Below are 25502 nucleotides of genomic sequence, written 5' to 3' on the forward strand. Positions count from 1 at the left end.
AAATCAAAAAAAGAGCCGCTTTAGCGGCTCTTCTCAATTATGCTTTATAAGTAGTAATGTGGATTGTAATTCTGGTTTATCCATTATAAAATACTGTAACCAGATTTTTAATTCTTCAATTTCATTAGGCAAAAGCCTAGAAACCGCTTTTTTCAATTCTTTTGCAAAGAGTTTCGCATCAAAACTTACCTTTTGCAGGACTGTTTTGGTGTAATCTAACATAGCTCTGGGCATACAAATTCACTTATATGATTAAATGGTTGTTTGCTAAAATTAAGAAAAAAGCCACTTTTTGGGAAACCAACACAGTTAAAAATTGAATAAATTCGTGTTAAACATTAAACAAAAGTTGGAGTCATCACATTACACTAAGGCATGTAAAACACTGTTTGTCAGCGCTTTTTGTTCCATTTTATTTTTGACAGGATGTTCTTCTTCCCGTTTGTCGAAATCTTTATCCGTTTCTTCAAAAGAGCCCTTTAAAACTTCATTTCACGGGTTGGTGGTTATGGATGCCGCTACCGGAAAAGTGATACATAACGCAAATGGAGACCGGTATTTTATCCCTGCAAGCAATGTGAAGATATTTACCTTGTTTGCTACAAAAAAGATATTGTCAAAAAAAGCACCAGTACTGAAATATGTTTACAAAAATGACACTACTTATATCAAAGGAACGGGGTATCCTGCTTCACTACATCCCTATTTTGAAGATAGTACGGGAGTTTCTTTCTTGAAAAAACAGCAGAACATCTCCTTGTCTGTACCTGAGCGTGGGATACCCAGATTTGGTCCAGGCTGGGCATGGGAAGATTATGACACCTATTTTTCATCAGAAATCAATGAGTTTCCTCTTTATGGTAATGTAGTTACCATATATCCAGAACCTGAGAAACGAATATTTCCAAGTATTTTGAGCGATAGCGTCTATGTTGAAAACAATACTTTTGGTAGAGATGAAGTTTCCAACATCTTTTACGTAAGCCCAAACAATACAGACACCCTTAGCATACCATTCAAAACCTCGGCTTTCTTCACCAAAAAATTGTTCAAGCATGTTTTAGCGCAAGAGGTTTCACTCACAAAGCGGTTTCCAAATGGTGAAGAACAAGTTTTAATGGGAATAGAAACGGATTCCATTGCCAAGAGAATGATGTACGTTAGTGACAATTTTTTGGCGGAACAACTCCTTTTAATGTGTTCATCGACCTTATCGGACACCTTAAACACTAAAAAAGTAATTGACCATGTTTTGGAAAATGAGCTCAGTGATTTGAAAAACCAGCCCAGATGGGTAGATGGTTCTGGTTTGTCTCGTTATAATCTATTCACTCCCGAATCCATAGTCCATGTGCTAAATAAAATGTATCACGAAATACCGAACGGAGAACTATTTGCACTTTTCCCTTCTTGGAATAAGGACGGAACCATTGAAACATGGAAGGACTCACAGAAACCAAGATATGTTTTTGCCAAATCTGGAGGGATGGGAAACACATACAACTTAAGTGGCTACCTTAAAACCAAATCTGGAAAGACACTTATTTTTAGTAGTATGAACAACCATTTTAGGGTGCCTAGTTCAAAAGTCAGAGAAGAAATTGAACTTATTCTGATGTCGCTTTGGGAACGATACTAGTTTTTACTTTTTCAATATTGGTCAGTTTTACATACTTCTTCATCAAAAAGGATAATTTAGGAACGATGTAAGTGGTACAGAAAGGTTTTTCAGAATCGGTATAGTAATAGTCTTGAAATTGTTCTTCGGAAGGTTTGAAGGATTCAAAATGTAGCACTTGCGTAATCAAATCATTGGTGAATTCCTTTTTAAAACCCTCAAGTATATCATTTGATTTTTTAAAATCTTCAGCGTTGAAAGTATAAATCGCTGATCGGTATTTGTTTCGCATGGAATGGTTGGAAGAGCTCTTATGCGTATATAGATGAATCTCAATAAGGTCTTTAAGTGAGATTTTGGTCTTATCGTAATGTACGAGAACCGCTTCCGAGAACGGCGGTTTTTCTTTGGAACCAATAAATCCTTGTTCAACCTGAATCACATCTTTCAAAGATGAAAAAACAGCTTCGGTACACCAATGACAACCACCACCCAATCCTATTTTTGCAATACCCATTTCCGTAATACTTATACCAAGATATCCATTAAAAAGAAGGAACCGGAAAAAATCCCGGTTCCTTCAAACAAAACAACTTAAAAGCACGACAACTAAATCGCAACGATACCTTGAGTTTAGGTATCTGTAAACGTATCATCAAACTCATGATAATACCTTCTACATAAATTTTGTTCGATGAGAGGTTAACCAGCTTACAGCTTGATTTATAGAGATAGAAAATAGAAAAGATGAGTCTTACCCTATATACTTATATATCAAACGTTTAAAAACTATTTGTTTTTATTACGTGATACTATTGTTATAAAAAAATGATACTATTTAAACTTTACATTTTGGAAATTGACTCTTGAATCAAGGGAAAAATCCGTTCAGCTTGGCGTATTGAAGTAGCATAATGGTCTTTGCATCTTTAATTTTTCCTGAAACAACCATTTGCCATGCTTTAGCAAAACTCAGTTCAAGCACTTCTATATTTTCAGTTTCGCCTTCTGCTCCGCCACCTTCACCCACTTTCATATGGTCTTCATATTCTCCTATAAAAAAGTATAGAATTTCCGTTACGGAACCTGGCGACATGTACGATTCAAATACTTTTTGAACATTCTCAATCCGGTACCCCGTTTCTTCTTCAACCTCCATTTTGATGGTTTCTTCGGCATTGCCCTTCTCAAGAATTCCCGCACAGGCTTCAATCATCATTCCATCAGTATTTCCATTTAGGTAGGTGGGCATTCGAAATTGACGGGTGAGCACCACAGTCTCTTTTTTGGTATTATAAAGAAGTATTACGGCGCCATTGCCTCTATCGTACGCCTCCCGAATTTGGGTTTCCCACTCACCATCTTCTCTTTGGTATTCAAAAGTCACTTTATGCAAAGAATACCAATTGTCAGAAAGCAGTTCTTTGCGAATATTTCTAACTTTACCCATTGGCTTCAGGTATTTCGTCCAAGTCATAATACACCTTCAGACCCAATTCTTTTGCCAGTTCAACATCTTGGTCAGCTCCCCTAGAAGTACCCTCAATTCGAAGAATGGCATCACATTTTGTAAGCAACCTATGTGCTGTTGGATATTGCAATTCTTTAAAAACGGCATCACCGATTTCTTTTGACCCTGCAAGTCTTATCAATGGATTGGCAACCCATTCTCCAATCATGGGTACATGTCCTTTACGAAAGATGGGTAGCGCCATGGCTTCTAGTCTCTCCATGTTTTGCTGTATCAACTTCGGGTCATTTCCCGTTCCACTCCTGTAAGGACCGGCAATCATAATTAGCATCATGGCTTTCGTTTTTTCAAAGAAACAAATTTGTTCCCGGTAAAAGCTTAAGATAGTTTAAGAGGGCATTCTATTTTTAACCGTGCTCAAAAATTCTGGAGTTACCCCTAAATAGGAAGCAATCTGTTTTTGGATGACCTTTTTAACGATTTTGGGATATTTCTCTAGAAAACCCAAATATCGTTTTTCCAATGTGGATGAAATAGCATCCAAAGCTCTTTGTTGCTCTCTCACATAAGCTCTTTGGAATAAGATTCTATAGTACTTTTCCAATTTCGGCACTACTTCAAGCATCTTCTGCATTGCAGATGAATCAATTTCAAAAAGCAAGCAATCATCCAAGGTTTCCATGGAAATATTAGCGGGTTGCTCATTCAAAAACGCTCCCATATCCGTAATCCACCAATCTTCAACAGCAAACATTATAGTAGATTCTTTACCTTCTAAATTGGTATGGAAACCTCGAACGCTGCCTTGTTCCACAAAATAGAATTTTCTGCATTTATTCCCTTGATGCAGAAACACGCTTTTCTTAGGATAATAAGTTGTTTTGAAGAAACCTTGAACCAGTTCTGCTTCATGCGCATTTAGGTCTACATGTTTTCGGATATTGGAAAACAGAAGAGCCCCTGAAGAGCTACTCGGTAAATTTTTCGTGATATTATCATTCATGGTCTGTTGACAATCCTACTTTTTGAAAATTACAAAAAGACTGCCTGATTCAGATATCTACGAAAAGGAAGCATTTCCAAGTAGACCTCTTTTATTTTCCTTTTGAAATTAGGTTGAACGACTTCTTTACTATCCAATTCATGGACAACGGCAAAAGTCTTGTTTTTTAGCAACTCAATATGTGGATGGTCTTTTGTAAAACCTTTGGGTGGCATTTTTAGCCTTTCGTCCTCATACAATTCTCCAAAAAGCTTCTTGAAACTTGGTTTATCCAAAATGGCCTGTAACACCTCTCCATTATAATCAATCCCTTCGCGAATACTTCTAAGGGTTTTGGGGTCTGGCCTCCAAAATCCACCAGCCAAAAGACATTGCTTTACCCCTACCTCAATATAAAAATCAGCTGAATTTGGTGCCTTGTCAAGCCCCGCACCAAAGTGGTCTTTGTAAATGGGCTTGTTGGGGTGAAACATAAGGTTGTTGTTGATTCGGTTTATTCCTTTTTTCCCAGGAGTTGGATAATACCCGTCATCCAACTGTGCCATGGTATAATCCAAATCGTCCAACCAAACAATAAAATCCTTGCGGAGCGATGTATACCATTTTCTATTGGCATCCATCCAATCTTTGGAATTGTTTTGTCGCAACTGTTGTAAAAAATCGAAGAGCTCTTTGAAGTTCATATACGAACATAAAAAAAGAGCTCTACAAAACCTTACAGAAACTAATATAAATTGTTATCGATTATCAAAACCGATTGTCCCCCATTACCATATCTCCCAATCCACCTAGAATGCTACCTTCTCCTTTATCTTTTCCGCCTCTAGGAATCGCTGCCAACACCCTTCCAGCCAATCTACTAAACGGTAAGGATTGAATATAAACTGTTCCTGGACCCCTTAGTGTAGCAAAGAAAAGTCCTTCGCCTCCGAACACGGTATTTTTAATGCCTCCAACAAACTCAATATCGTAGTCAACAGTTTGGTCAAAACCTACGATACAGCCCGTATCTACCTTCAAAACTTCTCCAGGAGCCAATTCTTTCTTGGCCAGAGTTCCTCCTGCATGCACAAAAGCCAGACCGTCTCCTTCCAACTTCTGTATGATGAAGCCTTCTCCACCAAACAATCCTCTTCCCAATCGCTTGGAAAATTCAATTCCTACAGACACACCTTTAGCTGCACATAAAAAAGCATCTTTTTGACAAATGAACTTCCCTCCTATTTCGGATAAATCAATTGGGACTATTTTACCTGGATATGGAGAAGCGAAACTCACTTGTTTTTTGCCGCTCCCAACATTTAAGAAAGCGGTCATGAATAGACTTTCACCCGTCAACAGGCGTTTACCAGCAGAAAACAACTTGCCCAACACACCCGAATCTTGACCTGAACCATCTCCGAAAATGGTATCCATTTTAATATCGGTGTCCATCATCATAAAGCTTCCGGCCTCGGCCACAACAGCTTCCTGTGGGTCGAGTTCAATCTCAACGTATTGCATTTCTTCCCCGTAAATTTCATAGTCTATTTCGTGTGCGTTCATTTTTTGATTTTTAAGATTCAATATATTGGTTAGCAGGTCCTGTATTTTGTTACAAACAACCTTTTAAAAAATAGTCCAAAAACAAAAAACAGCCCTAAGGGCTGTTTTTATTTCTTTTTGTGAATTGAGACAAGATTTAAGAATTGTCCACAACATCAGCATCAGGTGCATTTTTCTTTACAGAAGCGATTCCATTTTCCATGGCGTCTGTAGAAGAGTACATTTCACTCTTTCCAATGATTTGTCCATTGGTAGCTGTAAGGGTAAAGAAGGGGCTTCCATCTTTTGCCGTTTTACGCTCAAAACGTGCATCGTCCTGAGAATTCTTTTTCACAGACTCAATACCATTTTTACATCCATCCTTGCTTTCGTAGCTTTGACTGGTCAGTATTACCTGCCCATTGCCAGCTTTAAGATTGAACATGGTTTTACCTGAGCTTCCTGTTTTGATTTCGAATTTTCCCATTTTTGGTATTTAATTTCTAATTAGTGTATAGTTGAAGTTGAAATTACTAAAAATTTAGAGTTTCTCATTCTTTCTTATCTGGAACCCACCATTTTATTTTACTTTTTCGACACACTTCCAAGGAAAAGGTCACATTCTATATTATTTTTTTAACCGGATTGTCCACTCAAAATTAAAGGTTGAAACCTCAAGCCCTTCTTCATTGACACCAACAGATTTCATCCAAAATTTCTGTCCCTCGCCCGTTTCAATAGTTTTAGCAATGGCATCTGCAATTAAATGTCCGTCCTCACAGGTAAAGGTGATTCTTCCTGTGGCCTTCTTTCCAAAATGAGCATTGTTGTTCTGGACCAACATGGATATTTTGCGACCACTTTGTTGAATCTGGTCAATGACCATAGCACCGGTACTTAGCTCTGCCGCCATACCCTGAACTGCCCAAAACATGCTTTTAAAAGGATTTTGATTGACCCATTTATGCTTCACAGTGGTCACTGCTTTTTTCTCATCAATATATTTTAGACGAACTCCACACCACCAGGCTGATGGGAGCTTAAAAAAAGTGAATGTGTTGAATTTACTAGGGGAAGCAGCCATATTTGATTTGATTAGAAGCTAAAAATAGGCAAAAAAAACTTAGTTTAAAATGTTAATAAAAAGTTAATTTATAGTACTTTGTTTTGCATAGTACCATCTTTTGGATATATATTTGCATGGTAAGCTAATGGGTAAACCCATATAACAGTTAAAATCATCAATCAAAAAATGGCAGCTACATTAACCAAACATGAAAGAAATTTGTCGGCCATCATACATGCCTCGACTTTTTCGAAGTATTTTATCCCCTTCGGGAATTTTATTTTACCACTGATCTTATGGACAGCAAATAAGAAAGAGTATGAATTTGTGGATTACAATGGGAAACAGGCACTTAACTTCCAAATCAGTATGTTTTTATATTCTGTGGTTGTAAGTCTGATTACCATTCCATTTTTCATTGGTTTTTTACCTGACTTATTCGATTGGAACTTTTTGGGTATTCATCGCCTTAGCGACCTTAACAACCTAAACATCCATATTAGTAGTGACGACTTCCGGTTTGGACGTTTGTTCTGGCCAGCAGGTATTACGGGTTTATTTCATGTCGCTTTAGTAATCATAAATGTGGTGTACACCATTTTGGCTACAATTAGAACCAACGAAGGACAGACTTTCAAATATCCTTTAACCATTAAATTCATCAAGTAATGGTTAAAAAAAGATTCATAGTATCGGTATTCATGACTTTTGTATTTGTAGGGTTTGCCCAGGTTTCCAGAAGTTCAGAGCTATACCAAACTTTGAAGAAAAAGGATAGCCTGCTCTTCAATGCGGCATTCAATACGTGTGAAATTGAAGTTTTGAATTCACTTTTTGCAGAAGACTTTGAATTTTATCATGACAAAGTTGGAATAACCGATGGAAAAGACGCTTTTATTCAACCAATAGCTTCTGGTTGTGACAATTGGAAAGATAAAGCCCCCCAACCTGCCAAACGATATTTAATGGAAGGTAGTCTTGAAGTTTATCCTTTGCGCAAGAACGGAACATTATATGGGGCCATACAGCACGGAGTGCATAGTTTTGAATTCTTAAATGAAAACAAGGAATATCAAAAGGGAGATATTGCAAAATTTACCCATATCTGGATACTTGACGAGGGTAACTGGAAGCTAAAACGGGAACTAAGTTATAACCATCAATCACAATAATACATCAATCAAAAAAAGGAGTTTAATCATCAATCAAAAAACGAATCATCAATCAAATCATCATCATCAATCAAAAACGAATTGAATCATCAATCAAAAAACGAACAGTTAACAAAATAGAACCATGACAATATGAACATAGAAAACACAAAAGCGCAAATGCGAAAAGGGGTTCTAGAGTACTGTATTCTTTCTATACTAAAGGATAATGACAAATATGCTTCAGAGATTTTAGGAGCATTGAAGGATGCCAAGATGCTAGTAGTTGAAGGCACTATTTATCCTTTACTTACAAGGCTTAAGAATGCAGGTCTACTCAATTATCGCTGGGAAGAGTCCACATCAGGGCCTCCTCGAAAGTATTATGCACTCACGGAAACGGGACACTTGTTCTTAAACGAACTTAACGGTACCTGGGATGAACTAAGAAATGCAGTAAATCTGGTAACCAACACAAAATAACATCAAAAATGAACAAAACAGTAAATATAAATTTAGCTAACACGCTCTTTCATATAGACGATGACGCTTACAATAAGTTGAGGCGTTATCTGGAGTCCATAAAACGTTCTTTTTCCGGAACGGCGGGGAGCGACGAAATCATTGCCGATATCGAGGCGAGGGTTGCCGAGCTTTTCTTGGAAAAAATGGAGAACGAACGGCAGGTAATTACCCATAAAGAGGTAGACGCAGTCATTGCTGTAATGGGTCAACCAGAAGACTACATGGTGGATGAAGACATCTTTGAGGACCAACCTAAAAGAAAAGAATCAACTACTAGAAGAACCAAAAAGCTTTATCGGGACATTGACCATAAATATATTGGAGGTGTTTCCTCAGGATTGGAACATTATTTAGGTATCGATGCACTTTGGATACGATTGATCTTTATCCTATTGGCCGTTTTTACCGGTTTCGGATTAATAGCCTACATATTATTATGGATATTGGTCCCAGAAGCTGCCACTACCTCCCAAAAATTAGACATGACGGGGGAGCCCATCAACATCAGCAATATAGAACGCAAAGTTAAAGAGGGGTTTGATGATGTTGCAGATAAAGTAAAAAACGTTGACTACGAGCAAGTAGGCAACAAGGTCAAAAGCGGCTCCAAGACCTTTTTCGACACCATTGGTGACATTATCCTGTTCTTGTTCAAAGTATTTGGCAAGTTTATCGGTGTGCTACTTATCATAATTGGCGCATCAACCTTAATCGGATTGTTCATAGCACTTTTCACGGTAGGTATTTTTGACGCAGTAAATGTTCCGGGAATTGACTTTTATGAAATAGTGAGTACAACAGGTGCTCCCGTATGGTTGATATCCTTCTTGGTTTTCTTGGCCATTGGTATCCCCTTCTTTTTCCTTATGTATCTGGGACTAAAGATTTTGGTTACCAATCTAAAGTCAATTGGTAACATTGCTAAGTTCTCTTTACTTGGACTTTGGTTAATTTCCATTGGAACCTTATTTGCTTTGGGTGTGCGCCAAGCGGCGGAATTTGCCAATGTAGGAAGTGTGAATATTACCGAAGAAATGGTTATGGAGAGTCCTATGGACACCTTGACCATTAGGATGAACGATTCGGATGGGTATTATGACCGCGGTGATGTCAGCTTTGGTCGAATGACTTATGCCTTTGACCAAAACGATAAGCGCATTCTTATTTCTGATGATGTTCGCTTTAAAATCCGAAAGTCAGATGATAACAGTGTCAAAATAAACGTGCGAAAAGATTCCCACGGAAGCAGTACACTTAAGGCTAGAGAAAGAGCAAAGAATATCAATTATTCTTATGCACTGAATGAAGGAGAAATTGTATTGGATGACCACCTTACCACTGAACTCTCAAACAAAGCAAGGGACCAAGAGGTCACCACTACCATATACATTCCTGAAGGAAAAGTGGTATTGTTGGACGAATCAACAGTAGGGCATATTGGAAGAGGGATAAAAAGAGACCGGGATTTTTACCGAAACGACCTTGTAGACTATCTCTGGGTAATGGGTGAAGATGGCGAGCTGAAATGTCAGAACTGCCCAGAAAGAGAAATCAACGAAGAGGACGAGGAGGAAGAAGGAGGGCAAATCATAATAGGTGAGGACGGTGTTGACATCAACCTCAAGGACGGTGCAGATTCCTTTAAGATGAAAATAGATGAAGATGGTGTACAAATCAAAGCCGGTGATAAAAACGACAATTGAAACCATTTTTACTACAACTCAGTAAAAACAAATAGATAAAAACTAAAGATTTAAACAAATTTGATCAATCATTTAAAACAACAATCATGACAACACTAGCAAAAATCGCAATCGCAGTACTAATGGCCCTTTTGGCCTCATCCTGCAACTTTGACATCAACTTTGGCAACGGCAAAAAGGGTAATGGAGTAGTTGTGGAAGAAAGCCGAACTGTTTCCGAAGACTTTACGGTAGTAGCCGCAGCAGAGGGGCTCGATGTATTTGTAACCCAAGACAAAGATTTTAGCATTTCCATTGAGGCCGACGAGAATATAATCGACCTAATAGCCACAGATATAAGAGATGGTAAATTACGAATCCACACCACAGAGAATATTGGAAGAGCCACAAAAAAAGTATATGTATCCCTTCCAGAAATTGAAGGACTGCATAGTTCCAGCGGAGCGGACTTGATTGCACAAAATGTAATCCAAGCAGATAAATTGGAGCTGGATGCCAGTAGTGGTTCAGACCTTCAGGTAGAACTTAATGCTTCCGAGGTTGAAGCAGATGCAAGCAGTGGGGCAGATATCAAATTATCCGGAAAAGCTGATATGCTATATGTTGACGCTAGTAGTGGTGCAGACATTAGAGCAAGAGATTTGGCTGTAAAAAACTGTAACGCCGAGGCCAGTAGCGGTTCAGATATTTCTGTAAACGTATCTGAGTCTTTGGTGGCAGATGCAAGTAGTGGTGCAGATATTTCCTATACCGGTGAAGCCAGTGTTGAAAAGAAAAAATCTGTGTCAGGAAGTGTACACAAATATTAAAGAGTCTTTTTAGCGTAGTTTCCCAAGCATGGAATTTAAGAGTTAGTCAAACAAACAAACCAAACCATGCCAAAAGGCCCAGAAATTCTCTGGGCTTTTTTTCATATTATCAATATAGTTTGCTGTTTTTTAAACATATAACAAAATTTATTGTATCTTATTAGTGAAATATCACCAATAAATCTAAAACGCTGCCATGAAGAAAATACTAGGATTAGTTCTGCTGATGCTATTTTTGGTTTCCGCAACAAAATGGGCATCTCCAAAGCCTGAAGCCGTTCACTCTCTTGAAGGTACTTGGGAATTAGAAAGTTTTTATAGCTTCGATGATCAAAATATTAGTGATACCATTCCTAAAGCTGACGGATATCGTCAGGTTAAAATGTACTCTAAAGGCAAAATCATGTGGACGCGCTACGTACCTGAAGACCCAAATGGAAGGTTTGGGTATGGTTCGTATCGAATTACTGAAAACGAGCTTATTGAAACCATTGAATATGGAGACAACGATATGATGAAGGCTCTGGATACTATGCGAAGTTTTACTTTCGAGCTGATTTTAAAAGAAAATACATTTAGCCAAATTACCCTGGATGAAGAAGGAAACCGAACATCATCTGAGAACTACAAGCGAATTGACTGAAAAAACCAATCAAAAAACTGCAACAAAAAAGGCACCATTAAGGTGCCTTTTTTATTTACAATTCTACTTGTTTTAAGAAGCAACCGCCTCTTTAGAATCAACCAAAGCTAAATAACGTTCTGCATCAAGAGCGGCCATACAGCCTGTTCCTGCAGCGGTTATAGCTTGTCTATATTCTTTGTCCTGAACATCTCCGCTTGCAAAAACACCCGGTTTACTGGTTTTTGTAGATTTCCCTTCGGTAATTACATATCCTGTATCGTCCATTTCCAATTGCCCTTTAAAAATATCGGTATTGGGTTTATGCCCAATGGCAATGAAAAGACCTGTGATTGGAATTTCTTCTTTCGTTCCGGTCTGGTTGTTCACAATTCGAAGTCCCTCTACCACTTGATCTCCAATGACCTCGTCAACTTCAGAGTTATATCGGATTTCAATGTTTTCCAAACTATTCACGCGATGCTGCATAGCTTTTGAAGCCCTCATATGGTCTTTTCTAACCAACATGGTAACCTTTTTACAGATATTGGCCAAATAAGAAGCCTCTTCAGCAGCGGTATCTCCCCCACCTACTATAGCTACCTCTTGGCCTTTATAAAAGAAACCGTCGCATACGGCGCAGGCAGATACCCCTCCACCTCTAAGTCTTTGCTCGCTGGGAATGTTCAAATACTTGGCAGAAGCTCCGGTGGAAATAATAACCGTTTCTGCCTCAATTACTTTTGAGTTGTCCACGGTAATTTGATGGATACCTCCAGGTTCATTGCTAAAATCAACTGCGGTTACCATGCCTATACGCACCTCTGTCCCAAACCTTTCAGCTTGCTGTTGTAATTGTACCATCATGGTAGGGCCATCTATTCCTTCAGGGTAACCGGGAAAATTATCCACTTCAGTTGTAGTAGTCAACTGCCCTCCTGGCTCCATACCGGTATACATTACAGGTTTTAAATCGGCTCTGGCAGCATAAATTGCAGCCGTATAGCCCGCTGGCCCCGAACCTATTATCAATGTTTTTAGTCTTTCTATGTTTTCTGACATAACCTAATTCTCAAAGTAAAAGTTGTTAGTACAAAAGTAGGTTTTTTGCCCAAAAACTTACATTTCATTTTCAACCTGTTGTTAACAAACGGATTATATGAATTTTTCTAGAATGAAAGAGTAGAAGGAAGTCTTGCGTAAAAAAAGAGCTGTTTTGGGGCACAGCTCTTTTTTTAAACAAAATGTAGATTAAGTCACAAAATATCTTAGATTCAAAAAACCGTTACAACCAAGGAGCTCAACCTCAAAACCCCTTGGAGTAACGTAAATCTTCATCGGTCAGTTATTTAGGTAAAGAACACATATTTGGAGCTCAAATATTACCGCTGACACTACTGACAAAGATTTGATGAACTAGAGTAATTGCTGATTACGATGTAAACATACTGCGCAATGGAAACAAGAAATGGCAAGAACTAACAAATGGCACTTCTCCATTTATGAATGGCTGTTTTGGATCAATACATTTTTGGCAAGTATACTTTTATACTTCCCGATTGAATATTCAATACCGGGATAAAGGCGTTTCCAATTGGTTACAATGGGTTTTGTAATAAACAATTGGAATCTATAAGAAAAGAAAGAAGTTAAATTATCTTTTACTGAATTACTTCACTAATAAGTACTACAGGTTGAATATTGGTGTAATTGGGAATGTCACTTAGAATTTTTTCCGCATTTGGTCCGAAGGCATTTCCATAATCCTCAACCGAATCAAAATATAGATACCCGATGGCCAAGTAAGGTGGAGGATCATTTGGAGTTCTTCCAGAAATTCCCTTATCAATATGTATTGCTTTCAGAACATCTCCAAACAAACTATCCAACAAAGGCATGTGTTTTGTAGAATAATACTCCATATCAAAAGTTTTTCCTTCTTCATTGGGGTACATAATGGTCACTTTGATCATCTCCTTTTTAACTTCCGAAGTTTTTGTGGACATATTTTGTTGGAAACCTGTTAGTATCACAACGGCAAAAAGAACTAGTAGAATTGTTTTTAGTTTCATTTTATAGAATTTTAAAATTTGGAAAACACTTCCCGTAAATTGTTTAAGCAAAGTACGATGAATAATGCAATTTATATTTTCCAATAGACATGCTTTTGTTGCGGACACTTAAATGGAACGACCTGAGGCTCATTTAGAACTGGAAACACTAAAATTATAATATCCTTAACATACAAACCCAGTACAAATCCTCTAGATTTGTGAGACTTGAAAGGTGTTACTAAACATATTAGCATAGTGGCTTTTATTGGTTTACTGCTGATAAAGGCAACTTCATTTCATGTTTACGAGCATCATCACGACGATGCTGAAGAACACCACAATCAGTGTGAGCTTTGTTTTCTCACCCTATTTTCCCAACAAGCCAATGGTCTAACCATTTCAATAGATTACGTTCCAAAGGAATTTATATTTGATTGGCATCAAAGTAAAATCATTACTATTGATTTCAGAGTCTTTCTGGATTCTCCAAAAACAGATTTATTTTCAAGGCCTCCCCCCTCTTTTAGTTCCTAATTCACATTCTATAACCAAAAGGACCGATCTTCTAATCAATTAATTCCAGATTGGACAATAGATTGAGTCACTTTTTTGGCTGAGAACAAGGAACTTTTCGTTTTGAACTTACAGATATTACTTTTCACGCCTTTGCATAGCGTTGTGAAATGTTGCCAAATACCTTTTCAATTTAATCGCAAACCAATGATTATAACTAACGACCTATCAAAAAAATACGGTGAACAGACCGCACTTCACAAACTGAACCTTAATATAAAATCAGGTGAGATTTATTGCCTTCTAGGGGCCAATGGCGCAGGAAAAACGACTACCATCAATTTACTTCTGGGTTTTATCGAACCTAGTTCCGGTAGTGCTTTTATCAATCAGTTGAACGTGCACGAAAATATAAAGGCAACAAAAAGGTTCTTGGCATACATTCCTGAAAACCTGATGTTGTATCCCAACCTTACGGCCATTGAGAATCTTGACTATTTCTCTGGAATAGCAGGCAAAAAATTATCCAAATCACAACTTTCTGATTTTCTTGAAGAATCAGGATTACAATCTGAGGCCTTCGAAAAACGAATCTCAAATTTCTCAAAAGGGATGCGTCAAAAAGTGGGTATTGCAATCGCTTTAGCAAAAGACGCCAATGTACTTCTCTTGGATGAACCCACTTCTGGATTAGACCCCAAGGCAAGTAACGAATTTGGTTTATTGTTACAGAAACTTCGTACCAAAGGAGTCGCTACCTTAATGGCTACCCATGACCTATTTCGAGCTAAAGAAGTAGCGACACATATTGGTATTATGAAAGATGGTCAATTAAAACAGGAATTGGTGGCCGCAGATATCACACTTCAAGAGTTGGAAAAGGCCTATCTCAACACCATGGAATACAAAGAATTGGCATTATGATTTTCAACACTTTTCTAAAAGAAACTAAGGAATTGATGAGAGAGGGCCGTGTTAGGATAGCCTTCTTTATTGTTGTTCTATTACTGGGAATAGCGGTTTGGATAAGCGCTAGGCAGTATCAAAATGTGAATGAACAATATGAATCTGCTACTGCAGCAGAACGTGGATTATGGGATAATCAGGGTGAGAAGAATCCGCATTCCGCGGCACATTACGGCACCTATGCCTTTAAACCAAAGTATCCTTTGTCCTTGGTAGATCAGGGTGTGGACAAATATGCTGGAACTTCCATTTTTCTTGAGGCACATAAGCGTAATGAGGCTCAGTTCAGTGCAGCCACCGACCAGACGGGACTCGCCCGGTTTGGGGACTTAACTCCGGATTTTATCCTTTTGTTCATTATACCACTACTTATCGTTTTATTAGGCTATAATAGCTTTACCAAAGAACGAGAGATGGGAACTTTAACCCTTTTGAAGAGTCAGGGAATCTCCAATTGGAAATGGATGTTGGGCAAATGGACAGCTCTCTTCTTACCCATATTCGCTATTTCCTTAGTATTGTTCTTGTTTGCGGGTATCCTTTTGAGCAGCTTAAAAGACTTTGGGGTTTTTAACTGGGGTTCACTTTTTATGATGCTCCTTGTTTTTACAATCTACTACATGATTTTCACCAATGTGGTACTGCTCATTTCGGCCTTAACCAAAAAATCCGGTATCTCCTTGGTGGTTTCACTTTGTGTTTGGATTGTTACCTGTTTGGCGGCTCCTAAAGCGGCGAGTAACATTGCTGAGAGCAAGCATCCTTACCCAACGCGACAAGAGTTTGCTGCCAACGTTTTGAAAGATAAAAAGGAGGGATTGGATGGTCATAATCCATGGAGCAAAGAGGCCAAACTTCTTGAGCAAGAGGTTTTAAAGAAACATGGAGTAGACAGTCTTCATCAATTGCCCTTCAATTTTGATGCCTATCGTATGCAAAAAGGGGAAGAGCATGAAGCCGAAGTCTACTTTAAGCACTACAACTACCTAAAGGACCAATACACGAAACAATCCAAAGTGTATAGAAGTTTGGCGGCCATTTCACCCTATTTGCCCACGCGGTTTTTAAGTATGTCCATTGCACATACCGATTATGCTACCCACTGGGATTTTGCCGATGCTGCGGAAGAATATCGTATTGCTACCCAAAAGTTCCTGAACGATAACTTTGCCCAAAATTCGGAGTATGGCAATTGGAGATATCAGGCGGATGCCGAATTCTGGAAAACCTTGCCCAAGTTTGAATATGACCCGCCAGAGTTGAATGCCATTCTTTCAAGAAACTCTTCCAACCTATGGATTATGGGTATTTGGCTTTCTGCATCATTTGGATTCCTAGCTATCTCAATAAAAAAAATCTAATCATGTTATCATATAATTTCAAATACGAATTAAAACTGCTATTGCGCAGCCGATGGATACAATTGCTAAGCATTGTTCTTCTTTTGCTTTTCGGTTTTTCAACATACAATGGCCTGCAAAAGGTGGAAAAGCGCAAAAAAGATATAGCCGATGCTCATCTTGAAGTGAAAGAAAACGATGAGATGATGTTGAAGTTACTGGATTCCGTAGAACGTGGCATGCAGGTAAGTGCATCTCGATGGACTATACCGACACAACCTATGGCTGTTGGAAACTATCACCCAAGAGTTGCCGCGATGGACCCACAGCCCATGACTTTCATTGCTACTGGACAAGGTGATTTGTTTACGCATTATGTAAAACCGAAAGTATCCGGGGATGATTTCACACTCAACTTTGCAGAAATGACCAGCCCGGTACAATTGCTTTTTGGGAGTTTTGATCTGGCTTTTGTTATTATTTATTTGTTGCCATTACTGATCATCGCATTTTCGTACAATGTACTTTCGGCTGAAAGAGAAAGTGGTTCGCTTCGTCTATTGGCCTCTCAACCTATCGGTATTCAGACTTGGGTTTTACAAAAACTGGGATTGCGGTTTTTTTGGCTTTCCATGCTCGTCATTTTTACCTTAACTCTTGTTTTCTTCGTGGTGGGTATTAATCCTTTTTCCCAGATTTCTTTGTTTTTTGGGCTGTTGGCCTTGGTGCTTACATATATGCTCTTTTGGTTTGCGCTCACATTTTTGGTCAACCTCTGGGTTGGCAGTTCTTCAAAAAATGCGGTTGTCCTATTAGGACTTTGGGTAGTGTTTGTTCTTCTTATTCCTTCCATGTTGAATCAACTGGGGAATACTCTTTATCCCATGCCTTCACGCACCATTATGATTAATGAAATACGCACGCTCAAGGCTGAAGTTGCCAAAAAACAAGATGAGATATTGGATAATTACCTTCGTGACCATCCGGAATATGCCATAAACGATTCTACCCAATTCCGTGGGTTTTATCATCGGTATATGGCCTCTCAAAAACTGGTAAAGGAAGAGTTGTCCCCGCTAATCAATGCCTATGAAGACCAACTAAAAAAACAGCAAAGTTGGGTGGCTTCCTTCAAATGGGTTTCACCTTCCATAATTGTTCAAGAATCTTTGAACCAAATGGCTGGCACGTCTACTCAAGATTATGAGAGTTTTAGAAAGCAGGTAATCGCTTTTGCTGGAATATGGAGAGAACATTTTTTGCCGTTCTTGTACAACAACCAAGACTTTTCCCAAAACGATTATGCTGATTTGCCTAAATTTCAATACGAGCAAAAATCGTTTGCCTCTTTTGGAGTGATTCCAATTTTGTTTTTAATCTCGATAGGACTCTTTGCCGTCGGTTTTATGTTTTCCAACCAAACAAAAAAGGCAGGGATACTTGCTTCGAACTAGTATGAAAAGGATTCTTTTTTTAATTTCTATTCTAAGTTCTTGGCAGGGAATAGCGCAACAAGGTGTTGATAATTTCCCACCACCTGAGACTCCGGTCATTATTACAGCTTCTAGGGCCAATTGTATGGTAACCGTAGATGGGCGGTTGGATGAATCTGATTGGGATGTGGCGCAGCCCATAACCAACTTTTTCCGTGTTGAGCCCGTACAAGGAGGAGTTATCAAGAATCCAACAGAAGTGCGCGTTCTGTTCGATGACAAAAACATATACTTTGGAGTTTTTGCAAAGGATTCCATGGGTAGAAAGGGCGTTCGAATGCAGGATTTGAGTCGAGATTTCAATGGCCTGGAAAACGACGTTTTTGGAATTCAGATAGATGCCCAAAATACCAAACAATACGCCGTTTCTTTTCAAACTACACCTTACGGAAATCAGCAGGACGTTCAGAATTTCAACGATAACATTAGGGATGAGGATTGGAATGCGCTATGGCGGGTTCGTACCCAAAGAACCGATAAAGGGTATTATGCCGAATTTGCCATTCCCTTTAAATCCATTCGATATGACAAGCCTATTGAAGGTGTTCCCGTGGAATGGGGCATAACCTTTTTTCGATTGGCACGTAAAGACTATGAGAAAACCGTTTTCCCGGCCATACCACAGTCTTTTTCTGAAAATCGAATGACGTACGCCGCAAAACTTACAGGTTTACAAGTGCCTCCTCCCTCGGCCAATATTCGTATTGAACCCTACGCACTTTACCAATATGACGAAAATAGGGAAGGTGACGTTTTGGTCGACAAATTGAATAATCCAAAAGTCGGCGGGGATGTAAAATGGGCGATTAGTCCAAACGCGGTGCTTGATTTGACCATTAATACCGATTTTGCCCAAGCAGATGTGGATCAAGCCGTAAACAACTTGGAACGGTTCAATATCTTTTTTCCAGAAAGACGACAATTTTTTCTAGAAAACTCGGGGATTTGGGCTGGTGCCGGCAACTCTTTTGTACGACCTTTTTTCAGCCGTACCATAGGTCTTTCAAATGCTTTTAATGCAGCTCCAGCTCCTTTGGATGCCGGGGCCCGGTATACGGACAGAAATGAAAATCGTACTCTTGCTGCACTAGCAGTACGCCAACGAGAAACGGATGACAGCGCTGGTGCCACATTTGGCGTAGCACGCTATATTCAAAACTATGGCAAGGAAAATAACATTGGAGCCATGGTCACCTATCGTAGAGATGATAACCTGAACAGTCTTGATTTGGAGAGTCAGAACAACACCACCATTTCTATTGATGGATTTATACGACCTAAAAGTGAAATTACGGTTTCTTACTTGCTATCCACATCAATAGATAGTGAGGCCGAAGAAAATGGATATGCCGGAAGGGTTTTTGCAGGCGCACGTACCAACGACTACTATATAGGCTATTTCAATAATTTTGTTAGCGAAGACTATACTCCAGATATGGGTTTTGTTCGTCAACGGAATGTTATGCAACACAGCCCAGGGGGGTATCCCATTTTGCGCCCTAAGTGGTTGCCGTTTGTTCGTCGTTGGAATCCCGGAGCCTTTTTTAATCTTTTTCATGATTTTGAAGACTTTGGAAGCTTTCAGCAATCCAACCTTTACATTTTTCCTATCTATACTTGGTTTAAAGACAATAGCTTTTTAGAAGCTTCCTTCACACCAACCTGGCAAAATATCAATTTTAACTTTGCTCCTTTAGGGCTTGAGATTGAAGAAGGTAGATATAGCTATACACGATATCTGGTCCGTTATAATTCCGATCGTTCAAAGAAGTTCTCTGGTTCTATTCGGTATGACTTTGGAAACTTTTATAACGGTACAAGAAACACGGTAATAGGTGGGCTGCGTTATGCCCCAATACCTCACATTGCTCTTAACGCGGATTATGAGCATAACAATATCAACGGGGTGGGCATTTTATCTGAAGACTTGAATACAGACCTATATACCGCTAGTTTACGTTTGGCATTAAACCCTAGAGTTCAACTATCCACTTTTTATCAATACAATAGCTTTGACCAACAAGGTCGATGGAACGTTCGATTCAGTTGGGAATATATGCCCTTATCCTTCATTTACCTAGTACTTAACGATACCCAAACAGAAATTTTTGACCCCATACAGCAAAGTACCCAGTTTATCAGTAAGATTACGTTTTTAAAGCAGTTCTGAGTGTGAAAACGACACGCATTTCCTTAAAAAAGTAAAGGTCAAAGGGATATTCTTAAACCTCCATAAACGTTTATCCCAGGGGCAGGCTCAAAAAAACGACCACCGAAGGCGTTCAAACGAACGTTGTCATTGTACTGCGTATCAAATAGGTTATTTATACCAAAGTATGGACTCAAGTTCCATCCATCAAAACTCAGTTTTTGAGAGACACTCAGATTGGAGATAACTGCGGATGCTTCTGTAACAGCATTGCTATCATTGGCAAAAAAGTCTCCTCTATACTGCATATTCCATCGGATTACCAATCCTTTTGGTGAACGATACAATCCCTGTAAAAAAGCCAAATGCTCAGGAACCCCAGGCAATCTGTTCCCATTAAAATTACCTAAGGGAATCTCAAAACGATTGTAGGTAAACCTGGACCATGCATACGAAGCATTAAATCGAATGGTATTGTTCAACCAAAAGACTGTGGACACCTCCAGCCCAAAACGTTCAGCGCTTCCGGCATTTCTAAAAAACGTTCGGTCTGGGAAGGCTTCCAGTTCAAAAGGGACAATGTCATCTTCTGTTTCAATATAAAAAACAGTGGTCTCCAATCTAAATTTTGGTTTGGAATATGTATACCCACCTTCAAAGGTAGTGGATGTCTGTTCGTTCAAATTCTGATTGAAACCTCCATCATCATTCGGATTGGCAGAGAGCTCACTCAAGACAGGAGTTTCAAAACTGGTAGCAAAATTCGCAAACAAAGATTGGTTTTTATCTACCTTAAAACGTAAACCGATGCTTGGATTAATGGTATTCAATACAATTCTATCCGAGGCATCTCCATTGTCCAAAAAGGTATCTTTTACCTCAAGAATGTTGTTGTCATAACGAAGTCCTCCCCTAAAAACCCATTTTTCTATTTTGGATTGAAGAATTGCAAATGCTCCCAAATTTTGAAAGATTTCATTCTGCTGAAGCGTAACGTCACCTAAACTGCCCAAATCATTTATAAATCGGGTTCTTCTATCATTTTGCGAGGCCAATTCGTATCCTACTTGAGCTGTCAAAAGTCCTTTGTCTTTAAAAAAATCAAAGCTTGCATTTGAGCCATGGCCCCAATAGTTACGAACCAAATCTACAGCTCCCCCAAACGAAAAGGGTAATTTGTTGGCAAAATCCCGATATGAATAATACACAAAAGAATTTAAGTTCAGTTTGGAAGGTCGCCATTGTAGCGCAACTCCTGTTTTGAATTGTCTAACAGATTCCCCCGTATCAAAATCTACATTTCTGTCCCTTGCCTGGGTCCTATCCACATCAACATCCTCTTGGGTAATTCCACCCGCATCCTGAGCCATTGGACTATCGGTGTAATTAAGTTGAAAGTTTAGACTTGTCTTATTTCCGGTGTTCAATTTTGTCCTAAGATTGAATTGATTGGTTTCAAAACGGCTGTTTGCGCGAAACCCATCGGAGGTCGTTCTATTGGCAAAAATTACAGTCTTTGATTTTTTGTTTCTAATGCCCGCTATCGCCTGAAAACTTTGGAAATTATAGCTGCCGATAGCAGAAGAAAGCTCAACAAAGTCTCTAGAAAAGTTGGATTTGGTGCTTACGTTGATTACCCCTCCCGAAGCATTTCCATAAAGGGAAGAAGATGCACCACGTAACACCTCTATCCTTTCAATGAGAGCTAAATTAAGGTTATCCACCTGTCCTTGCCCATCAGGTGTGGTTTCAGGAATCCCATCAATGACCAATCTGACCCCTCTTATCCCAAATGCTGAACGCGCACCAAAACCACGAATGGAAATTCGGGTATCTTGTGCAAAGTTGTTACTGTTCAACACAAAAAGTCCCGGTATTCCCTGTAGGTAATCGTTTGCGGTAAGCTGTTGTAAATTTTGTTGTATGGCGCCAAATTCCTTTACCGAAACAGATGCGGGAAGCTCATCTTTGGCAATTTGCAATCGTGCCGCTTCTATTATCACGGTATCCAACTCAATGACAGGAACACTATCCTGTTGAGCTTTAGAGATAGCACTGAATAATATTGTAAAGAGCAATAAGGACAGTCTTATCCTATGTGCAGATTTAGAAAAAACAATCAAGCCGAATAATTTTTGGGTAAAGGATTGAGGGTATAAATTTCCACTATTGTTTCCTTTTTATCAAGCTTTTTATTTTCCAAAAACAAAAGAATCGGCATGCATGATATTTAAATCACTCATACCGATTCCAATTTTTGTTCATTTTATCTCTCTAAAGAGATTATTCCCATATTATTAGAATCTACATGCCCGTTTACTTTAGGAATGTATTCATCCATTAATTGGTTTAAGGCTGAAATCTCAACATTTAACTCCTTGGTGACCTCGCTGAAGAATTCTTTGGCCTGATCAGTTGGTGGATAATCCCCACGTTGCGAATCTGTCATCAAAAATGCGAGTCTGTTATTGATACGGATACCATAATTTAATGGATCTTGCCTACTCTGGTTTTTGGTCATGTGGATGTTATTTTCAATAACGTCCAATTTCGATTCAAAATCGGAGATCATATCTTTCAAATCCTTTTTCAATCCTGATTTTCCTTTGAGATAATCCAAATCTTTTTTAACTCTTCTTATGTCGATGATAGCGGTATTCGCTTTGCTAACTTGGTCTCTCACGTCCATAAGAAAATCAAACTGTTCTTTATAATCGCTCTCTGTGTTGGGCATTCTGGGGTCTTTCACAATGGTAAAGACCTCTTCCGAAGTTTGCCCGTTATAACTCATCTTAACCTTATAACTTCCAGGTACGGCCTTAGGGCCCAAATTTGGAGATGAATAGAATACCATACCCTTGAAAGTTCGGTAGCCTGGGTACCTCATGTTCCAGATTAGTCTATTACCCCCTGATTTTACTTTTAAAGGTTTATCTGCCGATGGATTTAATTTATCCCCTTTTTCCACTTTAGATGAAAAGCGTTGAATCAATGTACCATCCATCTCCAATATCTCAATGGACACATCATCTGTTTCTTTTACATCTTGTACATAGTAGTTGATGATTGCCCCATTTGGGTGGTTTTCACCGACCAATTTTGTGTTTGGTTTTCGCCATCCACCGGATTGCTGCATGCGGTAGGCTTTGTCAGGCTTATATAGATAAAACTGTGAATCGGCCATTTCCTTTGAAAGTTGATGCAAAGGGGTTAAGTCATCAATCATCCAAAAACTACGGCCATGCGTGGCAGCAATCAAATCGTTATCCCTAACATGAAGGTCTCGGATGGAAGTGATAGGTAGATTCAGCTGAAAAGGTGACCAACTGGCACCATCATCAAAAGACACGTACATCCCCCATTCCGTTCCAGCATATAGCAAGCCTTCACGAACTTTGTCAGAACGAATGGCCCTGGTATAATAGTTACTTTTGATTCCTTTGGTAATTACCTGCCACGTTTTGCCATAGTCTGTTGTTTTATAGAGATAGGGAGTATAATCGCCAAACTTGTACGACGTTGCGGCAACATAAGCTGTACCTTTTTTAAATGGGCTCGGGTCAATACAATTAATCATATTGAGTTTAGGACTCATACTTTCTGGGGGTGTGACATTCTCCCAGTTTGCTCCATTATCCCTTGAAACATGAATCAATCCATCATCGCTTCCTACCCAAATAACACCTTCCTCCAAAGGAGACTCGTTTATGGCAAAGATGTTGGAATAAAACTCAGCACCTGTATTATCTTGGGTGATAGGTCCACCTGATGATTTTATAGTTTCGGGTAAACCGCGGGTAAGGTCAGGAGAAATAGTTTCCCATGATTGCCCTCCGTTTGTGGTGGCATGTAGAAAATTAGACCCTACATATAATTTACTACTATCATGTATGCTGAACTTGACAGGAAAATTCCAGTTGAAGCGGTATTTCATCACTTCAGCACCTGAACCAGCAGGGTTATCCGGCCAAACATTTATGGAACGGGTTTGGTTTACGGAATGATCTTCTCTCATCATATACCCTTTATATGTTCCTCCGTAAACAATTTCATTATTATTGGGGTCAGGAGCTAAGTGCGCACTTTCACCTCCCGCTGTAGGTTCCCAATCACGTTCGGTAATACTGGACCCAGAGGACCTATTGTTTATCCGAACCGTACTATTATCCTGCTGTGCTCCATAGATTCTATAGGGAAAAGAATTGTCCGTAGTCACTCTATAAAATTGCGCCGTGGGCTGATTGTGATACGTTGTCCAGTTCTCACCCCCATCGTTGGAAACCTGTGCTCCTCCATCATCCGCAATTACCATTCTGTTGTTGTTGTTGGGGTCAATCCATAAGTCATGATGATCGCCGTGTGGTGCGTTTTTTAAGGTAAATGTTTTTCCGCCATCGGTTGAAACCCCATAGCTCACGTTCATCACATATACTTTATCCTTGTTCTGGGTATCTGCGTAGATTCTACTGTAATACCAAGCTCTTTGACGTAACGCACGGTTCTCGTTGATTTTTTTCCAAGTTTTCCCGGCGTCTTCAGAACGGAAAACTCCCCCATCTTCCGCTTCTATGATGGCCCATACCCTATTGGAATCTACTGGAGATACTGCAATACCTACAATACCCCAGGGACCTTCAGGTAAACCTGTATATTTTGAGATATCGGTCCAGGTATCCCCTCCATCCGTACTCTTGTACATTTTACTATCGGGTCCTCCACTATCCATCCGGTACCCATTTCGTTTCATCTCCCAAGTTGCCGCATATATAATTCTAGCATTGTTGGGGTCCAGAATCAAATCTCCAGCTCCGGCTTTATCACTTTCATAAAGTATCTTTTCCCAGCTCTCGCCCCCATCTTTCGAACGATAGACTCCACGGGTTCCATTAGGTTTCCAGAGATTACCAATAGCAGCTACATACACTAAATCTGGATTTGTAGGGTGTATTCTTATTCTTGAGATATGTTCTGAGCCTTCCAGACCTATATGTTTCCATGTTTCCCCAGCGTCAAGACTTTTCCAAATTCCATTTCCAGAGGAAACATTTCCACGAAGTGTTTGTTCTCCTTCACCAACGTAAATAATATTAGGGTCAGATTCTGAAACGGCAACTGCGCCAATGGACCCTCCAAAATACCCATCGGAAATGCAACTCCATGTGTTGCCTGCATCAGTAGTTTTCCAAACTCCGCCACCAGCGGTTCCCATATAGTAGAGGTTGGGATTATTTAAAACACCTGAGGCAGTTCCAGAACGGCCTCCTCTAAAAGGTCCTACCAAACGCCATTTAATGGAATTATATAAAGATTCCGAATAGTTTTCAGTGATAGCCTTCTTGCTTCGTTTGCGTTGGGCCGCAATATCGTTTGTCTGAGATACAAAAAGTATCAAAAAAAGGTAGAGTAAAAATCGTTTCATAGAGCGTAGTTGTTTTCGTAATCTAAAAATAACAATATAATCACTCAGTAACTACTAAGTGGTTATTTATCTTTTA

General features: G+C 39.2%; 24 protein-coding genes. 12 read left to right on the forward strand and 12 right to left on the reverse strand.

The window, feature by feature from the left end; translation table 11 throughout:
* Nucleotides 1-328: 328 nt before the first annotated feature.
* Nucleotides 329-1639, forward strand: coding sequence for a D-alanyl-D-alanine carboxypeptidase (locus ACOKFD_RS05450; protein ID WP_422860319.1), 1311 nt, complete (start codon nucleotides 329-331; stop codon nucleotides 1637-1639).
* Here ACOKFD_RS05450 and ACOKFD_RS05455 read toward each other — a convergent pair.
* The 8 genes from ACOKFD_RS05455 to ACOKFD_RS05490 form a co-directional block, all read right to left on the reverse strand.
* Nucleotides 1608-2135, reverse strand: a complete 528-nt coding sequence (locus tag ACOKFD_RS05455; RefSeq protein WP_422860320.1) for a peptide-methionine (S)-S-oxide reductase — start codon at nucleotides 2133-2135, stop codon at nucleotides 1608-1610. The two genes, ACOKFD_RS05450 and ACOKFD_RS05455, sit on opposite strands and share 32 nt — an antisense overlap.
* Nucleotides 2136-2489: 354 nt before the next feature.
* Nucleotides 2490-3068: an NUDIX domain-containing protein gene (locus tag ACOKFD_RS05460; RefSeq protein ID WP_422860321.1), complete on the reverse strand. Its 579-nt coding sequence runs from the start codon at nucleotides 3066-3068 to the stop codon at nucleotides 2490-2492.
* Complete coding sequence (locus tag ACOKFD_RS05465) at nucleotides 3061-3423, reverse strand: DUF4406 domain-containing protein (RefSeq protein ID WP_298999281.1); 363 nt, start codon at nucleotides 3421-3423, stop codon at nucleotides 3061-3063. Before ACOKFD_RS05465 ends, ACOKFD_RS05460 begins: the two co-directional genes overlap by 8 nt.
* Before the next feature lie 54 nt (nucleotides 3424-3477).
* Nucleotides 3478-4092, reverse strand: a complete 615-nt coding sequence (locus ACOKFD_RS05470; protein WP_422860322.1) for a Crp/Fnr family transcriptional regulator — start codon at nucleotides 4090-4092, stop codon at nucleotides 3478-3480.
* A 29-nt stretch (nucleotides 4093-4121) separates the two neighbouring features.
* On the reverse strand, nucleotides 4122-4775 hold the full coding sequence (locus ACOKFD_RS05475) for a DUF2461 domain-containing protein (protein ID WP_422860323.1): 654 nt from the start codon (nucleotides 4773-4775) through the stop codon (nucleotides 4122-4124).
* Between the two features lie 64 nt (nucleotides 4776-4839).
* Nucleotides 4840-5637 (reverse strand): TIGR00266 family protein, encoded by a 798-nt coding sequence (locus ACOKFD_RS05480; RefSeq protein WP_422860324.1) that lies wholly within the window; start codon nucleotides 5635-5637, stop codon nucleotides 4840-4842.
* A gap of 136 nt (nucleotides 5638-5773) precedes the next feature.
* Complete coding sequence (locus ACOKFD_RS05485) at nucleotides 5774-6103, reverse strand: YegP family protein (protein ID WP_106145585.1); 330 nt, start codon at nucleotides 6101-6103, stop codon at nucleotides 5774-5776.
* A gap of 141 nt (nucleotides 6104-6244) precedes the next feature.
* Entirely contained in the window at nucleotides 6245-6700 is a 456-nt protein-coding gene (locus ACOKFD_RS05490) for a DUF4442 domain-containing protein (RefSeq protein ID WP_422860325.1), read from the reverse strand.
* A gap of 168 nt (nucleotides 6701-6868) precedes the next feature.
* Between ACOKFD_RS05490 and ACOKFD_RS05495 the strand changes: the two genes are divergently transcribed.
* The 6 genes from ACOKFD_RS05495 to ACOKFD_RS05520 all read left to right on the forward strand — a co-directional run bounded on the left by ACOKFD_RS05495 (nucleotide 6869) and on the right by ACOKFD_RS05520 (nucleotide 11513).
* Nucleotides 6869-7351, forward strand: coding sequence for a DUF4870 domain-containing protein (locus ACOKFD_RS05495; RefSeq protein ID WP_298999287.1), 483 nt, complete (start codon nucleotides 6869-6871; stop codon nucleotides 7349-7351).
* Nucleotides 7351-7854, forward strand: coding sequence for a nuclear transport factor 2 family protein (locus ACOKFD_RS05500; RefSeq protein ID WP_422860326.1), 504 nt, complete (start codon nucleotides 7351-7353; stop codon nucleotides 7852-7854). The genes ACOKFD_RS05495 and ACOKFD_RS05500 overlap by 1 nt, the downstream gene beginning before the upstream one ends.
* Nucleotides 7855-7986: 132 nt before the next feature.
* On the forward strand, nucleotides 7987-8316 hold the full coding sequence (locus ACOKFD_RS05505) for a PadR family transcriptional regulator (protein ID WP_106145581.1): 330 nt from the start codon (nucleotides 7987-7989) through the stop codon (nucleotides 8314-8316).
* Between the two features lie 8 nt (nucleotides 8317-8324).
* Nucleotides 8325-10061, forward strand: a complete 1737-nt coding sequence (locus tag ACOKFD_RS05510; protein WP_422860327.1) for a PspC domain-containing protein — start codon at nucleotides 8325-8327, stop codon at nucleotides 10059-10061.
* A gap of 86 nt (nucleotides 10062-10147) precedes the next feature.
* On the forward strand, nucleotides 10148-10870 hold the full coding sequence (locus ACOKFD_RS05515; RefSeq protein WP_298999291.1) for a head GIN domain-containing protein: 723 nt from the start codon (nucleotides 10148-10150) through the stop codon (nucleotides 10868-10870).
* Nucleotides 10871-11066: 196 nt separating this feature from the next.
* Entirely contained in the window at nucleotides 11067-11513 is a 447-nt protein-coding gene (locus tag ACOKFD_RS05520) for a hypothetical protein (protein WP_298999292.1), read from the forward strand.
* Between the two features lie 72 nt (nucleotides 11514-11585).
* Here ACOKFD_RS05520 and trxB read toward each other — a convergent pair whose 3' ends face one another.
* Together trxB and ACOKFD_RS05530 are read right to left on the reverse strand one after the other, a co-directional pair.
* Nucleotides 11586-12554: a thioredoxin-disulfide reductase gene (gene trxB, locus ACOKFD_RS05525; RefSeq protein ID WP_298999293.1), complete on the reverse strand. Its 969-nt coding sequence runs from the start codon at nucleotides 12552-12554 to the stop codon at nucleotides 11586-11588.
* A gap of 599 nt (nucleotides 12555-13153) precedes the next feature.
* Nucleotides 13154-13564, reverse strand: a complete 411-nt coding sequence (locus tag ACOKFD_RS05530) for an EthD family reductase (RefSeq protein WP_422860328.1) — start codon at nucleotides 13562-13564, stop codon at nucleotides 13154-13156.
* A gap of 207 nt (nucleotides 13565-13771) precedes the next feature.
* On the opposite strand from ACOKFD_RS05530, the gene ACOKFD_RS05535 reads away from it, so the two are divergent.
* The 5 genes from ACOKFD_RS05535 (at nucleotide 13772) to ACOKFD_RS05555 (ending at nucleotide 20028) form a co-directional block, all read left to right on the forward strand.
* Nucleotides 13772-14080, forward strand: coding sequence for a hypothetical protein (locus ACOKFD_RS05535; RefSeq protein WP_422860329.1), 309 nt, complete (start codon nucleotides 13772-13774; stop codon nucleotides 14078-14080).
* Nucleotides 14081-14266: 186 nt separating this feature from the next.
* Complete coding sequence (locus ACOKFD_RS05540) at nucleotides 14267-14983, forward strand: ABC transporter ATP-binding protein (protein ID WP_422860330.1); 717 nt, start codon at nucleotides 14267-14269, stop codon at nucleotides 14981-14983.
* Nucleotides 14980-16386: an ABC transporter permease gene (locus ACOKFD_RS05545; RefSeq protein WP_422860331.1), complete on the forward strand. Its 1407-nt coding sequence runs from the start codon at nucleotides 14980-14982 to the stop codon at nucleotides 16384-16386. Before ACOKFD_RS05540 ends, ACOKFD_RS05545 begins: the two co-directional genes overlap by 4 nt.
* 2 nt (nucleotides 16387-16388) lie before the next feature.
* The gene (locus tag ACOKFD_RS05550) at nucleotides 16389-17819 is read left to right on the forward strand and encodes a DUF3526 domain-containing protein (RefSeq protein WP_422860332.1); all 1431 of its coding nucleotides are present in this window, start codon (nucleotides 16389-16391) and stop codon (nucleotides 17817-17819) included.
* A gap of 1 nt (nucleotide 17820) precedes the next feature.
* Nucleotides 17821-20028, forward strand: a complete 2208-nt coding sequence (locus ACOKFD_RS05555; protein ID WP_422860333.1) for a DUF5916 domain-containing protein — start codon at nucleotides 17821-17823, stop codon at nucleotides 20026-20028.
* Nucleotides 20029-20066: 38 nt separating this feature from the next.
* Here the strand turns inward: ACOKFD_RS05555 and ACOKFD_RS05560 are convergent, their stop codons facing one another.
* Complete coding sequence (locus ACOKFD_RS05560; protein ID WP_422860334.1) at nucleotides 20067-22130, reverse strand: TonB-dependent receptor family protein; 2064 nt, start codon at nucleotides 22128-22130, stop codon at nucleotides 20067-20069.
* A gap of 143 nt (nucleotides 22131-22273) precedes the next feature.
* Nucleotides 22274-25426, reverse strand: coding sequence for a WD40/YVTN/BNR-like repeat-containing protein (locus tag ACOKFD_RS05565; RefSeq protein WP_422860335.1), 3153 nt, complete (start codon nucleotides 25424-25426; stop codon nucleotides 22274-22276).
* Nucleotides 25427-25502: the final 76 nt, after the last annotated feature.

The organism is Flagellimonas ulvae (genome assembly GCF_049333175.1).
Taxonomy (GTDB): Bacteria; Bacteroidota; Bacteroidia; order Flavobacteriales; family Flavobacteriaceae; genus Flagellimonas.

What these genes read in the sequence shown, in the direction of transcription:
- ACOKFD_RS05455 (WP_422860320.1), bottom strand. Translation starts at nt 2,135, where the DNA reads ATGGGTATTGCAAAAATAGGATTGGGTGGTGGTTGTCATTGGTGTACC.
- ACOKFD_RS05460 (WP_422860321.1), bottom strand. Translation starts at nt 3,068, where the DNA reads ATGGGTAAAGTTAGAAATATTCGCAAAGAACTGCTTTCTGACAATTGG.
- ACOKFD_RS05465 (WP_298999281.1), bottom strand. Translation starts at nt 3,423, where the DNA reads ATGATGCTAATTATGATTGCCGGTCCTTACAGGAGTGGAACGGGAAAT.
- ACOKFD_RS05470 (WP_422860322.1), bottom strand. Translation starts at nt 4,092, where the DNA reads ATGAATGATAATATCACGAAAAATTTACCGAGTAGCTCTTCAGGGGCT.
- ACOKFD_RS05475 (WP_422860323.1), bottom strand. Translation starts at nt 4,775, where the DNA reads ATGAACTTCAAAGAGCTCTTCGATTTTTTACAACAGTTGCGACAAAAC.
- ACOKFD_RS05480 (WP_422860324.1), bottom strand. Translation starts at nt 5,637, where the DNA reads ATGAACGCACACGAAATAGACTATGAAATTTACGGGGAAGAAATGCAA.
- ACOKFD_RS05485 (WP_106145585.1), bottom strand. Translation starts at nt 6,103, where the DNA reads ATGGGAAAATTCGAAATCAAAACAGGAAGCTCAGGTAAAACCATGTTC.
- ACOKFD_RS05490 (WP_422860325.1), bottom strand. Translation starts at nt 6,700, where the DNA reads ATGGCTGCTTCCCCTAGTAAATTCAACACATTCACTTTTTTTAAGCTC.
- ACOKFD_RS05495 (WP_298999287.1), top strand. Translation starts at nt 6,869, where the DNA reads ATGGCAGCTACATTAACCAAACATGAAAGAAATTTGTCGGCCATCATA.
- ACOKFD_RS05500 (WP_422860326.1), top strand. Translation starts at nt 7,351, where the DNA reads ATGGTTAAAAAAAGATTCATAGTATCGGTATTCATGACTTTTGTATTT.
- ACOKFD_RS05505 (WP_106145581.1), top strand. Translation starts at nt 7,987, where the DNA reads ATGAACATAGAAAACACAAAAGCGCAAATGCGAAAAGGGGTTCTAGAG.
- ACOKFD_RS05510 (WP_422860327.1), top strand. Translation starts at nt 8,325, where the DNA reads ATGAACAAAACAGTAAATATAAATTTAGCTAACACGCTCTTTCATATA.
- ACOKFD_RS05515 (WP_298999291.1), top strand. Translation starts at nt 10,148, where the DNA reads ATGACAACACTAGCAAAAATCGCAATCGCAGTACTAATGGCCCTTTTG.
- ACOKFD_RS05520 (WP_298999292.1), top strand. Translation starts at nt 11,067, where the DNA reads ATGAAGAAAATACTAGGATTAGTTCTGCTGATGCTATTTTTGGTTTCC.
- trxB (WP_298999293.1), bottom strand. Translation starts at nt 12,554, where the DNA reads ATGTCAGAAAACATAGAAAGACTAAAAACATTGATAATAGGTTCGGGG.
- ACOKFD_RS05530 (WP_422860328.1), bottom strand. Translation starts at nt 13,564, where the DNA reads ATGAAACTAAAAACAATTCTACTAGTTCTTTTTGCCGTTGTGATACTA.
- ACOKFD_RS05540 (WP_422860330.1), top strand. Translation starts at nt 14,267, where the DNA reads ATGATTATAACTAACGACCTATCAAAAAAATACGGTGAACAGACCGCA.
- ACOKFD_RS05545 (WP_422860331.1), top strand. Translation starts at nt 14,980, where the DNA reads ATGATTTTCAACACTTTTCTAAAAGAAACTAAGGAATTGATGAGAGAG.
- ACOKFD_RS05550 (WP_422860332.1), top strand. Translation starts at nt 16,389, where the DNA reads ATGTTATCATATAATTTCAAATACGAATTAAAACTGCTATTGCGCAGC.
- ACOKFD_RS05555 (WP_422860333.1), top strand. Translation starts at nt 17,821, where the DNA reads ATGAAAAGGATTCTTTTTTTAATTTCTATTCTAAGTTCTTGGCAGGGA.
- ACOKFD_RS05565 (WP_422860335.1), bottom strand. Translation starts at nt 25,426, where the DNA reads ATGAAACGATTTTTACTCTACCTTTTTTTGATACTTTTTGTATCTCAG.